The sequence below is a fragment of the Nocardia sp. alder85J genome, assembly GCF_020176955.2.
GTDB lineage: Bacteria > Actinomycetota > Actinomycetes > Mycobacteriales > Mycobacteriaceae > Nocardia.
In genome coordinates this window covers 80,591-94,032 of record NZ_JAIUCZ020000019.1, presented here as the reverse complement: position 1 = coordinate 94,032, position 13,442 = coordinate 80,591, and the positions used below count along the sequence as shown (strand labels likewise).

11 protein-coding genes are annotated in these 13,442 nt (G+C 63.7%); 7 read left to right on the top strand and 4 right to left on the bottom strand.

What is annotated here, in order from left to right; all coding sequences use genetic code 11:
• The coding region (locus LBW94_RS42860; protein ID WP_266273506.1) for a type I restriction-modification system subunit M N-terminal domain-containing protein at positions 1 to 112 on the bottom strand (112 nt) is incomplete at its 3' end.
• 585 nt (positions 113 to 697) lie between these two features.
• Here LBW94_RS42860 and LBW94_RS42855 point away from each other — a divergent pair.
• From LBW94_RS42855 to LBW94_RS42845, 3 genes are read left to right on the top strand one after another with little or no spacing between them, the layout of a single operon-like run.
• On the top strand, positions 698 to 1,246 hold the full coding sequence (locus tag LBW94_RS42855) for a hypothetical protein (protein WP_225062539.1): 549 nt from the start codon (positions 698 to 700) through the stop codon (positions 1,244 to 1,246).
• Positions 1,228 to 2,019 (top strand): alpha/beta hydrolase, encoded by a 792-nt coding sequence (locus LBW94_RS42850; protein WP_225062540.1) that lies wholly within the window; start codon positions 1,228 to 1,230, stop codon positions 2,017 to 2,019. The genes LBW94_RS42855 and LBW94_RS42850 overlap by 19 nt, the downstream gene beginning before the upstream one ends.
• Positions 2,016 to 2,675 (top strand): hypothetical protein, encoded by a 660-nt coding sequence (locus LBW94_RS42845; protein WP_019928565.1) that lies wholly within the window; start codon positions 2,016 to 2,018, stop codon positions 2,673 to 2,675. The genes LBW94_RS42850 and LBW94_RS42845 overlap by 4 nt, the downstream gene beginning before the upstream one ends.
• Here LBW94_RS42845 and LBW94_RS42840 read toward each other — a convergent pair.
• Both LBW94_RS42840 and LBW94_RS42835 read right to left on the bottom strand, forming a co-directional pair.
• Positions 2,672 to 3,424 carry a glycosyltransferase family 25 protein gene (locus LBW94_RS42840; protein ID WP_225062541.1) on the bottom strand — a complete coding sequence of 251 codons (753 nt, stop codon included), beginning with the start codon at positions 3,422 to 3,424 and terminating at the stop codon, positions 2,672 to 2,674. The genes LBW94_RS42845 and LBW94_RS42840 overlap by 4 nt on opposite strands.
• 5 nt (positions 3,425 to 3,429) lie before the next feature.
• Positions 3,430 to 4,647, bottom strand: coding sequence for a hypothetical protein (locus tag LBW94_RS42835; protein WP_225062542.1), 1,218 nt, complete (start codon positions 4,645 to 4,647; stop codon positions 3,430 to 3,432).
• A 123-nt stretch (positions 4,648 to 4,770) separates the two neighbouring features.
• On the opposite strand from LBW94_RS42835, the gene LBW94_RS42830 reads away from it, so the two are divergent.
• The 4 genes from LBW94_RS42830 to LBW94_RS42815 are packed head-to-tail and all read left to right on the top strand — an operon-like array spanning position 4,771 to position 10,515.
• On the top strand, positions 4,771 to 4,923 hold the full coding sequence (locus LBW94_RS42830; protein WP_225062543.1) for a hypothetical protein: 153 nt from the start codon (positions 4,771 to 4,773) through the stop codon (positions 4,921 to 4,923).
• 19 nt (positions 4,924 to 4,942) lie between these two features.
• Positions 4,943 to 6,037 carry a glutathione S-transferase family protein gene (locus tag LBW94_RS42825; protein ID WP_225062544.1) on the top strand — a complete coding sequence of 365 codons (1,095 nt, stop codon included), beginning with the start codon at positions 4,943 to 4,945 and terminating at the stop codon, positions 6,035 to 6,037.
• Complete coding sequence (locus tag LBW94_RS42820; protein ID WP_225062545.1) at positions 6,034 to 7,431, top strand: radical SAM/SPASM domain-containing protein; 1,398 nt, start codon at positions 6,034 to 6,036, stop codon at positions 7,429 to 7,431. The genes LBW94_RS42825 and LBW94_RS42820 overlap by 4 nt, the downstream gene beginning before the upstream one ends.
• A 57-nt stretch (positions 7,432 to 7,488) precedes the next feature.
• Positions 7,489 to 10,515 (top strand): glycine--tRNA ligase, encoded by a 3,027-nt coding sequence (locus tag LBW94_RS42815; RefSeq protein ID WP_225062546.1) that lies wholly within the window; start codon positions 7,489 to 7,491, stop codon positions 10,513 to 10,515.
• A 1,015-nt stretch (positions 10,516 to 11,530) separates the two neighbouring features.
• On the opposite strand, the gene ltrA is transcribed toward LBW94_RS42815, so the two are convergent.
• A complete protein-coding gene (ltrA, locus tag LBW94_RS42810; RefSeq protein ID WP_225062547.1) occupies positions 11,531 to 13,015 on the bottom strand; it encodes a group II intron reverse transcriptase/maturase in 1,485 nt (494 codons plus the stop codon).
• Between the last annotated feature and the right edge of the window lie 427 nt (positions 13,016 to 13,442).

Here is a 13,442-nt window from a genome sequence, read left to right as displayed (position 1 = left end):
CTAGGCGCCGCAGGATCGTGAGCGGGAGGATCACGTTGCCGTACTGGTTGGGGCGGTAGGGACCCCGAAGTTGGTCGGCAATCGACCAAATGAAGCTACCGAGGGTGCTCACACGGCTCCTTACAGGGCTCACTCGACGATGGATGTTGGACGCCCAGCGCGAGCCCGTGCGCGCCGTCCGAACAGGCGCACAGTCTGCAGCAGCCGGTGCGTCACGAGAACATCATCGCGTATCACGGCACCCTGTGTGGCACGAGGTCGGCAGTGGCCCGCTCAGCGAATCCTTCGCGCTACGACCATCTCGACGGGTAGCGCGACGATTTCTTCTCAGATTGTCGTAAGGCTCCCCTCTTGGTCGGATCCGATCAGACCCACAATGGCGCAAGAAGGTTCGGCGACGAACCAGGCGCCCGGACGGCGTACAGAGATGGACCCGGACACGGCTTGCGTGCAAGCGTGGGAGAGCCTGATCATTATGACAATGTGCCAGGCCATGCCTCGAAATCGTTCGAGAGCTGGAGATCCATTGGCCGCCTCGGCGCGGCAAGATTTCGCGCAGTTGGGGTTTGCGGTGGTTACGCCGCTGATCCCCGCTCAGGTCCGGCATGCGGTAGGTGTGGAAGCTGTTGGCTTGGCTAGGGACGCAGGTGTTCGCCGTGAGCTTTCGATACCTGAATCTGGGTGTACCCCGCGGCGCATGTGGAACGTCACGCGCGCAGCGATCAAGGCAGGGGGATCGGTGATTCCGTCCCTGTACCGATCCACCGTCATGTTGGACTGGCTGCCGATAGTGGTCGGTGAGCCCGTGCATCGCTGTCCGCATGAGCCGGAGCAGTTTGTGATCACACAGCTCGATCGGGCTGGCGACACTCACGGATGGCACTGGGACGACTACAGTTTCGCGCTCGTGTGGGTAGCCGAGTGCCCCCCGCCGGCCGATGGCGGGTTCGTCGAGTGCGTGCCTGACACCGTCTGGGACAAGGCGCGCCCGGATGTGGAAGAAACCCTTCGTGAGCGTAAGGTGCGTCGGCTCGACGTGCTGGCTGGCGATGTCTACGTGATGCGGACGAACACCACTCTGCATCGGGTACACCCGATTGCTCGCGGTCGCCGGACGATCGTCAACATGACGTTCGCGTCGTCGCGCGAATTGTGCACTGTGGTGTCTCACGAGACGATGGATGCTCTGTGGGCGACGTCGGATGACCGTGGAAACGGAGTCGGTGGATGCAACGTGTCGAGTTGATCTCAGTGGATGGAATACGGCTGGAGGCTGCGCTGCACCCGGCTGTGAGCTCGCCGTGCCGCGGTGTCGTCCTGTTGGTGCACGGCGTCACCGTGGACATGGATGAGGGAGGAGGCATGTTCGTCCGGCTGGCGGAGCGACTGGTGGCGGCCGGTTTCGATGTGGCCCGCTTCTCGTTTCGTGGCCACGGCGGCAGCGGTGGAACGCAGCGCGGGGTGACGATCGCGGGCGAGTGCCTCGATCTGCAGGCCGCTGTGACTCTTGTGGCCGAGCGCTTCACGGGACCGGTGTCGGTCGTGGCGGCCAGCTTCGGTGCTGTCTCCACAGCGTTGTCGCTGCCGTGGTTGGAGGATCGTCTTCATCGGCTTGTGCTGTGGAATCCAGTGCTGGACCTTCGTCATACCTTCTTGGCGCCGGAGTTGCCCTGGGGCGTAGAGAATTTCGGGCCCGAGGCGCAGGAGCGTCTGCGCGACAAAGGGTTTCTGGTCGTTGATGGTGCGTTCGAGCTCGGACGAGTGCTGTTCTGCGAGTTCGACCGCTACCGGCCGTCGGAGCAGTTCCTGGCCAGCAGTGTCCCGGCCTTGATCGTGCACGGCGACAAAGATTCGGCGGTCTCGTATCCAATCGCCGCAGATGCTGCTGGTAGGCGGGAAAAGGTGTTGCTGCACACCATCTCCGGCTCTGATCATGGCTTCGATTCACGAGAGCGGGAGGACGAAGCGATCTCGGTGACGACCGATTGGCTGGTGGAGCAGTCTGCGGTGATGGCATGAACCTTCAGAGCCTGTATGCGCCGGTCCGCCTCGGCGAGGCAGCGGTTGTGGGCGAGCACTGCGTGTTCGGGTATCCGAAAGAAGCCCGCATTCGGGCGGCTCAACGTGGTGAAAGCTCGATTGGCGATCCGGTGGTGATGGGCGATCGCTGCCTGGTCTTCAACCATGTCATTGTCCACGAGGGCACCCGATTCGGTATCGACTGCGTGGTCGAGGATCGTGCTCGGATCGGCTACGGCTGTAGGTTCGGGGACCGGACCCGCGTCGTTCACGGTGCGTATATCTGCGATCGGGTCCAAGTCGGGCAGGATGCCTGTGTTGCCGGATTCATCTGCGACGCAACGGTTATCGGTGACCGCGCCACGGTTATGGGCGACTTGGTGCACGAATATTCGCGACCGGACTTGGGCTGGTGGGGCGTTGACGAGGCCCCGCCGGTTATCGCCGCCGACTCGATAGTTGGTTTCGGTGCCAGGGTGGTCGGTGGTGTGGCGGTCGGGCCACGGAGTTATGTCGCTGCTGGCGCTGTGGTGACCAAGGACGTCCCACCGGAGCACGTCGTGACCGGTCTCAATCGGCATACACCGATCGAGAAGTGGTCGGGTCGAAGGCTTTCCGCGCTGATCGCACACTGGTCTGGCCAGTCACGAGCTTAGGCTCCGCTGTGCGCGGATGTATCGACGAAGCCGGAGTCCTCGGTATCGCTGCCGGCGACCTCTTTCGGGCGCTGGGTAACCAGCGGCGGATCGAACGCCAATGCAGTGAGCTGAGGTGGAAACCGTGTGCGCAAGTCCTCGCGGGGATGTGGAACGTAGAGCGCGGGAAGGAATTCGTCGACTGGGACGATGGCCTGCCGCAAGCCGACGGCAAGTAGCGTCGCGAGAGCGGTCCGGGTGAATAGGTAGGCGTAGCTGCAGTGGCTATACCCAGGAACCACGAACCCCGGGACAGCAGCCTGGCGATCAGGTTCGAGGGGGTACCGGCCCAGATACAGCAGCTCGAACGGCGCCGCCTCCTGCCGGAGGCGATTCAGTCCGTGCAGTAGGTTCTCGGTGAACGCGGTGCCCAGGACGGCGTCGTCTTCGAGGACGAGAACGTATGGCTGGTCGGTGTGGTCGGCTGCGTGCGACCAGCAGGCAAGATGGGCAAGGGTGCAGCCGATTTCGCCGAACTTCAGAGGGCGGTTCCACCATGAGTTGCTGGAGTCGATTTGCCAGTCGAAGAGTTCGATGCCGTCTGCTTCGAGGTCGGCGAGGGTGAGGTGTCGGCCGTCGAAGCTGCGATCGAAGTCCGAGGTGTAGGTGACGGTGAGGTCGTCCGGGAGACTCGCGTGGATCCAGGCTCGCCGGTCCTGCCTGCGCGGCAGGTTCACCACGTAGGTGGCGATGTCACGAACGGTGATCACGGTGCTCAGCTTCCGGTGTGCTGTCGGTTTGCGAACCGTTTGGTGTTGTCGGTGACTACTCCCCAGCCTTCGCCGGCACTGCGGGTGATGACCAGGAGTGGCTCGATCATCGTCAAGTCGGCGACATCGGTGATGCCGCCGACGCGCCGCACCTCGGTGACGAGGACGAAGTCGTTGTCGCCGAGCCGGTCGGTGAGATAGGTGGCGTTGGCGGGTCCGCGGTCGGCGTCCATCAGGCAGCGGGCGGCGCCGAGCACGCCGAGGGTGAGGCACCCGCCGAGTAGGAACACGGTGGTGCCCTGGACAGTGAGGCGGGTCAATACCGTCAGGTCTTCGATCAATTCACCTCGGGATGTCCAGCGAGGGGCGAGGGAAAGGCCGTCGAGTGCAGGGACCACCAAGGGGTCGTCCTCGCCGAGTGGGTGTGGTTCGAAGTGGAACGGCAACTGCGGCAGGAACTCTCGATATTTGGCGTTCCATGGTGGCCCTCCGATCACGACCAGGACGTCCGCGTGAGTGTCGTAGTGCTCCGAGGGTGCGAAGTCGCGCACAACCACGGTCGGGGCGAGCTGGGCCAGCCGTGTCCGGATATAGATCAAAGTGTCGAGGTCGGCGAATTTCGCGTACCGGAGGTAGTTCCGGTCGGCCGGGGATGCGTAGTCGGGTCGTTCGTCGGCGGGTATTTCGGAGCACACGATATCGACCTTCGCGTTCGGACTCAGGCGCCAGAATGCGCGGAGCGTATCGGCGAGGTTCTCGGGACCGCTGGCGGGTTCGGGCCGGGATTCGGCCGGCTCCTGTCCGGCGGGCAGGAGCTTCGTTTCCGTTGTACCGCTGGCGATCAGGAGGTAGGCGAGGGTGTCCAGCGCTCTGGCGGCGTGCCGGCGCACGGTCTTTGCTGCGCATTTCTGATGGCTGGCCAGCGATTCCTGACGTTCGGTCAGTGTCGGGAAGCGATGGTCGTTGACGAGGTTGAAATCCACCTCAGCAAACTGTCGCTCGGTGTCGGAGAGCAGTCCGATGGCCGATCGAATAGTCGCGTCGAGTAGTGCCACCTGGTCTGCGGACCCAGGAATGTGCGGGCGTCCGTGGCAGAGGTAGTCGCGGACCGGCGTATCCAGCGCGGTCAGCAGCGTAGTCGGACGTGCGAGCGCCGGGCCCTGGCGCAGTTTGATCAAGCACTCTTTGACCTGGTCGATCGACGGCGGCGAGCTGAGCACCATCTGTCCACGATATGTCCAACCGACCTCGCCTGTACCGCGGATATTCCATCGCCACGCCAACCACGTGTCCAGAAACTGTCCAGAACTGACGTCCGGTGTCCACCGACACGGCAGCCGAGGGGGATGGCTCGATACGACCGGGCCCGCGAGACTCGGCAGAGTCCGCATCACCTGGGAAGGAGGGTAACCATGGACGACGAGATCGCTGCCGTCACCGGCGAATACGAGTCGCCGGAGGTCGAGACGAAGTTGCTCATCAGCCGCCAGTGCAACTGACCTGCTCACTCGGGCCGAGATGGCTAGGGCTCGAAGGCTGTTGTTACTCAGACTGTTTGACGTAATCCAGATCGGAGGGGACCTGATGCTGATCTTGTATATCGGCGATTTGCACTTTTCGGGATGGTCGATGCGCGGCCGAATAGCTCTGCGGGAGAAGCAGGTTCCCTTCGTGGAACGTCTCGTTGAATTGGACTGGCCGACCACCGAGACGTCCGAGGGCGTGCTCACCGTCGACGACATACCACCGGAACGCGAGTCCCGCGCGGGATGCCATTGCCAGTTCGCCGGCCTGCAGGCCCTCGATGCCGAGGGCCTGCTCGCCGGATCTGTGATCGAGACACTGCCGCGGGTGCCGGTACTGGTCGACACCGACACACACGCCGTGGCTGGTGACGTTCTCGCGATCGCCGAGTACCTCGACGACATCGCGTCGACCTCCGGGTGTTCCCTGCTCGGGACGACCGCGGACCAGCGTGCTGAGGTGCGGTCATTGTGTGCCTGGGCTGCTCAGGACCTGCCTGTGCTGATGAACGATGCCACCTACGCGAAATCGCTACAACCGAAGCGGTTTTCGAGGCCGGAGCCGTCGGCGGTGGAGCAGGCACACTGGGTCTGCGACACGGTCGCGGCACTCCTCGACCGGCATGGCGGACCGTACACGGTCGGTGCCTTCAGCCTGGTCGATGTGATGTTGTCGACCTACCTCCAGCAGATGATCGGCTGGGGAATCACGATCACCGACGTCCCTGTCGCGGACTATGCGCAGCGCCTGCTGGATCGGCGGTCGGTCCGTGGCCACCTGGACGAAGCCAAGGCCATCTACCGGGCGATCGATGCTGCGGAACCCGGTAGCCCGCAATGGATTGCGCGCCACTACCGATATCGCCGCGCCGACCAGCTGTTGCACAACTGGCAGACCGACAACTGTCTGCGCCTCACCAACGCCTCCGCAGCTCGCGCGGTCGACCTCGCCTACGCCGGCCGCACAGCCGAGGAAATCGCGATTGCCCTCGCGGCCGAATACCGGGCACCGGCCACTCGAGTCGCCGCCGACGTCCGGGCGCTGTTCGCCCGCCTCGATCCACGCCACGAAAGCCGGGCCGCATCATGACCACCACATTCGACACCGTTCCTTCGATGCTGCGCTACCGCCCCGACCTGGGCCTCCTGTTCGACCCCCGGGCTGGGGTCTTCCACCGGCTGCGCAACACCGTCGCCAAGCAGATGATCGACGAAATCTTCGCCGGCAGGGACCGGGACACCATCGTCAGCACCCTCAGCCAGCGATTCCACGCCAACTCGGGTCAAGTCGCCGCCGACCTCGACGCCCTCGTCGCGGCACTGACGACACCACCGGCACCGAAGACGGACAGCCCCGACCGGTCGCTACTGGAGATAGACAAGCGCTTCGACACGACCTTGGACTTCCCGCTGCGCCTGGAGATCGAGCTCACCGCGGTCTGCAACTGGAACTGCGGCTTCTGCTACAACGTGTGGAAGATCGATCCGACGCTGTCCGACAACGACATTCGAAAAGCCGTCCGCCAGCTCCCGGAAAAACACCTGCCCACCGATCTGGCCATCGAGATCCTGGACCAGTGCGCCGCGCAAGGCTGCTACGTCATCCGCTACAGCGGCGGCGAAACACTGCTGCATCCCGACGCCATGCGTATCTTCGAGCACGGCGGCCTTCTCGGTCTGTACCAGGTGGTGTTCACCAACGGCCACTTCATCACCGCCGACCGCGCCGCGCGACTCGCTGCCGCCAACGTCCGCTGCGCCCTGGTCTCGATCCATGGCGACCGCGACCAGCACAATGATCTCACCGGGCATCCCCGCGCCTACGACAAGGCCATCACCGCGATGCAATTGTTGCTGGACGCAGGGATCAACGTGGTCGCCGAGCTCACCCTCGTCAAAGAGAACATCCCCGGGGTGCTCGACGTCATCCGCGATGCGTACCGCCTCGGCGTCCGTGAATTCGGCATCATGCGGTACGTACCGACCGGACGCCATGACGACCGCTACGGTGTGCCGGTCTCGGTGACCTTGCCGTTGATGCGCGAGATCGACGACCTCACCGCCACCGAATGCGCCGGGATGACGGTCGCCTGGCCCTGCGCACAGAAACTCTGCGCCGCCGACACCGATACCCCACTGCACGCCGACGACCCCACCCTCGCACTGCGGTTCTCCCAACTTGTGGGGCACTGCGAATCCGGAATGGTTTGGGCCAGCGTCAGTTACGACGGCCAGCTGCGCAACTGCCCGCACAGCAATGTCTACTTCGGCCGCCTCGCCGAATACCGGCTGGCCGACCTCTGGCCTACGCTCACCGACCGCGTCCACACGGCCGTCACCACCCGATCCACCTGCGTAGGGTGCGCCGTGGCCGACGCGTGCCGCGGAGGGTGTCACCTGCCTAGCTTCTTCACCGCGAAAACCGGTACCAGCCTCGGCATTCCGAGTGTGGGCAGTGTCTCGACCGCCACGACCGGCGGATAGGATCACGCGATGGCCGCCGACGCGCACCTCCGCCCCGAGTCGCCTGTGACTCTGTCCATGCAAGACGCGATCCTCCGCCTGCAGAACTACTGGGCCGGTCACGGTTGCGTCATCGCGCAGCCGTTCAACACCGAGGTCGGCGCCGGCACCATGAACCCGGCCACCCTGCTCAGCGTGCTCGGTCCCGAACCGTGGAAGGTCGCCTACGTCGAACCGTCGGTCCGGCCCGACGACAGCCGCTACGGCGAGAACCCGAACCGGTTGCAGACCCATACCCAGTTCCAGGTGATCATCAAACCCGAGCCGGGCAACCCGCAGGAGCTCTACCTCGGGTCACTGGCCGCACTTGGCATCGACCTGCACGCCCACGATGTGCGGTTCGTCGAAGACAACTGGGCACAGCCGGCGATCGGCGCCTGGGGCCTGGGCTGGGAGGTCTGGCTCGACGGCATGGAGATCACCCAGTTCACCTACTTCCAGCAGGTCGGTGGCCACACCCTCGACCCGGTGCCGGTCGAGATCACCTACGGCCTCGAACGAATCCTCATGGCCGTGCAGAAGGTCACCCACTTCAAAGAACTCCTGTACGCGCCCGGCGTCACCTACGGGGAATTCCTCGGCCAATCCGAATACGAGATGTCGCGGTACTACCTCGACGACGCCGACGTCGACGCCACCCGCGCCCTGCTCGACCTCTACTCCCGCGAAGCCGACCGCCTCATCGAACGACGACTGCCGATCCCCGCCCACACCTTCGTGCTGAAAAGCTCGCACGCCTTCAACGTTCTCGACGCCCGCGGCGCCATCTCCACCACCGAACGCGCGAAATGGTTCCAGACCATGCGCACCCAATCCCGTGCCGTCGCCGGCCTGTGGATCGAGCTCCGTGCCGAAGCCGGGCACCCACGCGGCAGCTACCGGCCCCTGCCGCTCGCGAAGCCGGCGATCGACTCGGCCGCGCTGCCCGCGCACGGCGGGACGCTGGTCTTCGAGATCGGCACCGAGGAACTACCACCGCATATCGTCGACGACACCGTCGCCGCAGTCGAACGAGAAATCGTTCGACTGTTGGCCGAAACATCGCTGCACCACAGCGAGATTCGCGTCGACGCCACACCACGCCGGATCGTCGTCCGCATAGATGACATCGCAGACCGGGAACCCGACAGCCGCCAAATCCGCCGCGGTCCCAAGGTCGCATCTGCGTACGACGAACACGGATCTCCGACACGCGCCCTCCAGGGTTTCCTCAACGCGCAGGGGGTTACCGCGGACGAGCTGATCCGGGTGGAGGCCAACGGCGCCGAGCATGTCGCCGCCGAATCCCTGCGTTCCGGCCGCACCGCCCCGGACGTCCTCACGTCGATCCTGTCGCAGGTCGTCACCAGTCTTCACGCGGACAAGAACATGCACTGGAACGACCCCGCCCTCAGCTTCAGCCGGCCGATCCGCTGGCTGCTGGCTCTGCTCGGCGACACCGTGCTCCCTGTCACCGCTGGTGCGCTGACCGCCGACCGCATCACCCGCACCCATCGCAATGCCACCCACCCCGAGATCAGCATCGGACGCGCCACCGACCATGCCGCGGTACTGCGCTCCGAGGAAATCGTCCTCGACCGGGAGGAACGCCGGCAAGCAGTCATTCGAGCCGCGTCCGACCTCGCCACCCAGCACTCCGGCATGGTCGATATCGACAATGAGACGGGCATGGTCGACGAAATCACCAACCTCGTCGAAACACCGACGGGCATTCTCGGCCGGTTCGACGCACGGTATCTGGAGCTGCCCGAGCAGATCCTGACCACCGTGATGCGCAAGCATCAGCGGTACCTTCCCGTTCGAGCCGCCGACGGCACTCTGCTGCCGATGTTCATCACCCTCGCCAACGGCACCTGTGATCCGGAGGTCGTCCGGGACGGCAACCAGAACGTTGTGCGGGCTCGCTTCGAAGACGCCGCTTTCTTCTGGAACACCGACCTGCGCACAACACCGGACCAGTTCCGCGCCAAGCTGTCCGGGCTCACCTTCGAACAACGCCTCGGATCGATGGCGGATCGTACGGACCGGATCGCCGCCGTCGCAAAAGAACTGGCCGCGCGAATTGATCTGTCCGACAACGACTCTGTCACGCTGGTCCGTGCCGGTGAGTTGGTGAAGTTCGACCTGGCCACGCAGATGGTCATCGAAATGACTTCTCTTGCAGGCACTATGGCCCGCGAATACGCGCGCAAAGCCGGAGAACCCGAATCGGTCGCGCAGGCGCTGTTTGAAGCCGAACTGCCACGCCATCACACCGACCAGCTCCCCGCCACCCTCCCCGGTGCGCTACTGGCCCTCGCCGACCGATTCGATCTGCTCGTCGCCATGCTCGCCATCGGCGCCAAACTCACCGGCACGTCCGACCCCTACGGACTTCGGCGAGCCGCGCTCGGCATCGTCCGCATCCTCCGCGATCAGACCGACCTGGAAGACCTCACCTACCGTGACGGGCTCGAAGTCGCCGCGCACAAACTCCGCACCCAGGGCATCGCTGTCAACGATAGTGTCCTCGACACCGCGGAAGAACTCCTCATCACTCGCTACGAACAACGGTTGCGCGACGAGAACATCCCCCTCGCGCTCATCGAGGGCACGCGGCCGATCGCGGGCAACCCACTGCGTGCCGACCGGCTCCGCCTCGCGATCCAGGCGGCCCGCTCCGAAAACGGCGAGCAGTTCGCGGATCTGGTCGAAGAACTGCAGCGGATCATGCGAATTCTTCCGCCGGACACCAGCGCAACCTACGATTCGGAACTGCTCACCGAGTCGGCTGAGCGCGCCCTGCTTCGAGCGGTGACAGATCTGGGTGACTCCCAGCGCCTACTCCTTCCGGAGTACGTGCCGACCGCCGGCCCCCTGGCCGAAGCTCTTCATCGTTTCTTCGATGAGATCCTTGTCATGACCGACAACCTCGAACTACGCACTGCACGACTCGGGCTGCTGACTGCTGCATTGAACACGGCCCCAACCGGAGTGGATTGGAAGGCGATTCACACAATGCGCCACGCCCACATCGACTCCACCGCAGATCCAGTGAAGGTGTAGCGCTACCCGAATTTTCACCCGCGCTAATCCATCTGCGTAACAGCGTTGGGCGATCACCGCTCCCGACAAGCCAGGGCTTGTCGGGAGCGGATTTCTTTCGAAAACCGCCGTCGGATCAGCATGCTTTCCGTGTCAGATATACGACATGCAAATTTTACTGAAGCAGTTGTCCTGCGATCCTGAATCAACTCACACCCGACGTACCCGGCGCTGTGAAAGTCGATAGCCAGTTTCTGTCACGCGCGGTAGGACTTCCGTATCGTCGCAATGCCGCCGCACGGCCCGATTCGTGCCCGGTGGCACGCACACCGTTTGAATCTCAGCGCGGCGGGAGTTGTCCGACGGTCCAGTGGTCCACGGGTCCTGCCGGGACACCGTATCCGCGCGGTGTCGGCCGATCGTGACGGTGGCGTGCCGGGAAACCCCGAGGCGGTAACTCAGCACTGCGGTGAACAGCACCGAACTTGGCCAGAGGGTCAGCAGAAGCGGAAGCGACATCGGTTCAACCGCTTTCGTCTGTCAGCAGCATTGTCGCTGTTTGGAGGTGGACGATACATTCGTCCGGAGGATGGAACCGGTGGATACGCCGGAGCTGCCGTGCCCGTGCGGGTGTCAGATCCATCAAGTACACCTGGCACATGTACTCTGGCAATAGACTGTCGGCGCCGCAAAAAGCCCTGTGACACAAAGGATCAGATAAAGTCATCTGCATTTCTCACGACTCTGGCCACCGGTATCCGGGGTGAATGTCTTCGGCGGATAGATGTCGGTTGCGCGTTCGGGCAGCCGGACCCGGCCTTCCTGGACGTCGGCGACCAGTCGGTCGAACGCTTCGATGTGTTGTGCGAGTTGATTGGCGTCGTGTTCGCGGTGTGCGGGCAGGTCCTGACGTAGTGCGGCGAGCAGTTGGGGTCGGCCACGGGCGCAGTGCCCGGGTTACCCGCGGGTCCGTTTCCCGTGGCCGCCCGCCGAACCCGCCGTGCGCCTCTCGACGCAACGGGCTCTCCATGGAATGTCATGCCTGTGCGAGTGCTTCGAGTTGTTCCGCCCGAGCGCTCCACGGTGTCGGGATCGTGTAACCCCGCCATCGATATCGCTCGACAACTATTTCCGCGGGGTCATAGAGCACGGTCCCATTCTCTGCTGGCCAGTACGCCGGGTACCGAGGATCGGAATATCGGCGTCTCAGATTCGGCCAGCTCGTAAGCCGGTGTTTCATCTTCATCCAATGTCCCACTTCCCGCCACATGTAGCGACGGAGATAGGGGAAGGTAGCCGATGAGACACCGTGCCGGAAATACATACACCAACCCCGGACCACGAGGTTCAGGTATTTGAGCAATTCCTCGAGCGATTTGTTGGTTGTCGATCTGCATGTGATGACCCTCACCTTCCCGATAATCGAGTGCAGCGATTTCTTCGACGGGTAGGTGTAGATCACTTTCTTTCTGCGGTTCGTGCCCTGCTTGGCCCGGCGCTGGATGCGCCAGCCGAGGAAGTCGAATCCGCTATCGATGTGCACCACGCGAGTTTTCTCCGGCGACAGGGTCAACCCCATCGGCCGCAGAACCTCAGCGACCTCGGTCCTGGCCTGCTCGGCGTGATGTTGCCCGCCGTGGACCAGGACCACGAAATCGTCCGCGAAACGGACGAGCCGATACGTCGCTTTTCCAGTACGGTGCAGGTATTTCCGTCGACGGTTCGGGTCTCTTCCACCCTCCCCGTGGGCATCCCACTTTCGTTGATAGTGGTCGTCCAGCACCGACAGGGCGATATTCGCCAAAAGCGGCGAAAGAATTCCGCCCTGCGGAGTTCCCGTGCGGGTATCCCGATTCAACCCGTCCTCGCCGAGGACCCCGGCCTTGAGGAAGGACTTTATCAGGGCCAAGACACGTTTGTCGTCGATCCGGCCACGGACTCGCTTCATGAGAGCCGAATGGTCGATTCGGTCGAAACACGCCTCGATATCCGCCTCCAGCACCCAGTGATAACCCTGGGAACCGAAGAGGTGAATCTCGGCGATCGCATCCTGAGCACGCCTTCGCGGCCGGAATCCATAGGAACTGGATTGGAATCCGGCCTCGAAAATCGGCTCGAGCACCAATTTCAGTGCGGCCTGCACTATCCGGTCCACTGTCGTCGGTATCCCCAACCGGCGTTTCTTCGTCGGGTTTCCCGGCTTCGGGATCAGCTTCTCCCGGACTCGGTCCGGTCGAAACGTCCTGTCCCGTAACTCGATTCGTACCCGTGACAACAGCGCGGTCGATTCCTTCGGGATCGACCGGGGAGCCACCCCGTCGACCCCGGCGGTCCGCCCGCCGGTGTTGCCGTGCACCCGTTGCCAGGCGCACACCAGAAACGCCGGATCACACACCAGATTGTGCAGATCGTCGAACACTCGACCCGTATCCCGGGTCGCCCACAAGTACAGTTTGGCCTGCATCCGCCGTACCCGCAGCCAAGCTTCATCGAAGTCCGGCCACAACTCATCCGCATTCACAGATGACTCCGTCCATTACAGTTCCTCGCTGTCGACATCCACTGGGGCCCTTCCCCATGCACCGGGCTTTCCCCGGCTCGGAGTACTACGACCCCTCCGCCCCACCCACGCCCCATCAGCCGACGACGGGCCTGCCCACCGAAAACCGTTGGCTACGAGCCACAGTGGGCGAGACGGGGTGGTCCCCACGTTCACCGCTATCCATTCGGGACAGGAGGTGGCCGGCTTTGCCCCAGCGGCCTCGTCACGGCTACGCCGCAGCCCTTCACCGTGACCTCCCCGTTGGACATACCAGTCCTCGGGGGAGTTCTCCGATCCGTCATGAGGGATCGGATACGCGCCGCAAGTCAGCCCAGATCCACCGAGTTCGAGCTGACGGCCCGCTTGAGGAGCTTTATGACACCGGTTCCTCGCGTCCACCTTTGTC

Coding starts and splice junctions, on each gene's coding strand:
- LBW94_RS42855 (WP_225062539.1), top strand. CDS start 698: ATGTGGAACGTCACGCGCGCAGCGATCAAGGCAGGGGGATCGGTGATT.
- LBW94_RS42850 (WP_225062540.1), top strand. CDS start 1,228: ATGCAACGTGTCGAGTTGATCTCAGTGGATGGAATACGGCTGGAGGCT.
- LBW94_RS42845 (WP_019928565.1), top strand. CDS start 2,016: ATGAACCTTCAGAGCCTGTATGCGCCGGTCCGCCTCGGCGAGGCAGCG.
- LBW94_RS42820 (WP_225062545.1), top strand. CDS start 6,034: ATGACCACCACATTCGACACCGTTCCTTCGATGCTGCGCTACCGCCCC.
- LBW94_RS42815 (WP_225062546.1), top strand. CDS start 7,489: ATGCAAGACGCGATCCTCCGCCTGCAGAACTACTGGGCCGGTCACGGT.
- LBW94_RS42835 (WP_225062542.1), bottom strand. CDS start 4,647: ATGGTGCTCAGCTCGCCGCCGTCGATCGACCAGGTCAAAGAGTGCTTG.
- LBW94_RS42830 (WP_225062543.1), top strand. CDS start 4,771: ATGGCTCGATACGACCGGGCCCGCGAGACTCGGCAGAGTCCGCATCAC.
- LBW94_RS42825 (WP_225062544.1), top strand. CDS start 4,943: ATGGCTAGGGCTCGAAGGCTGTTGTTACTCAGACTGTTTGACGTAATC.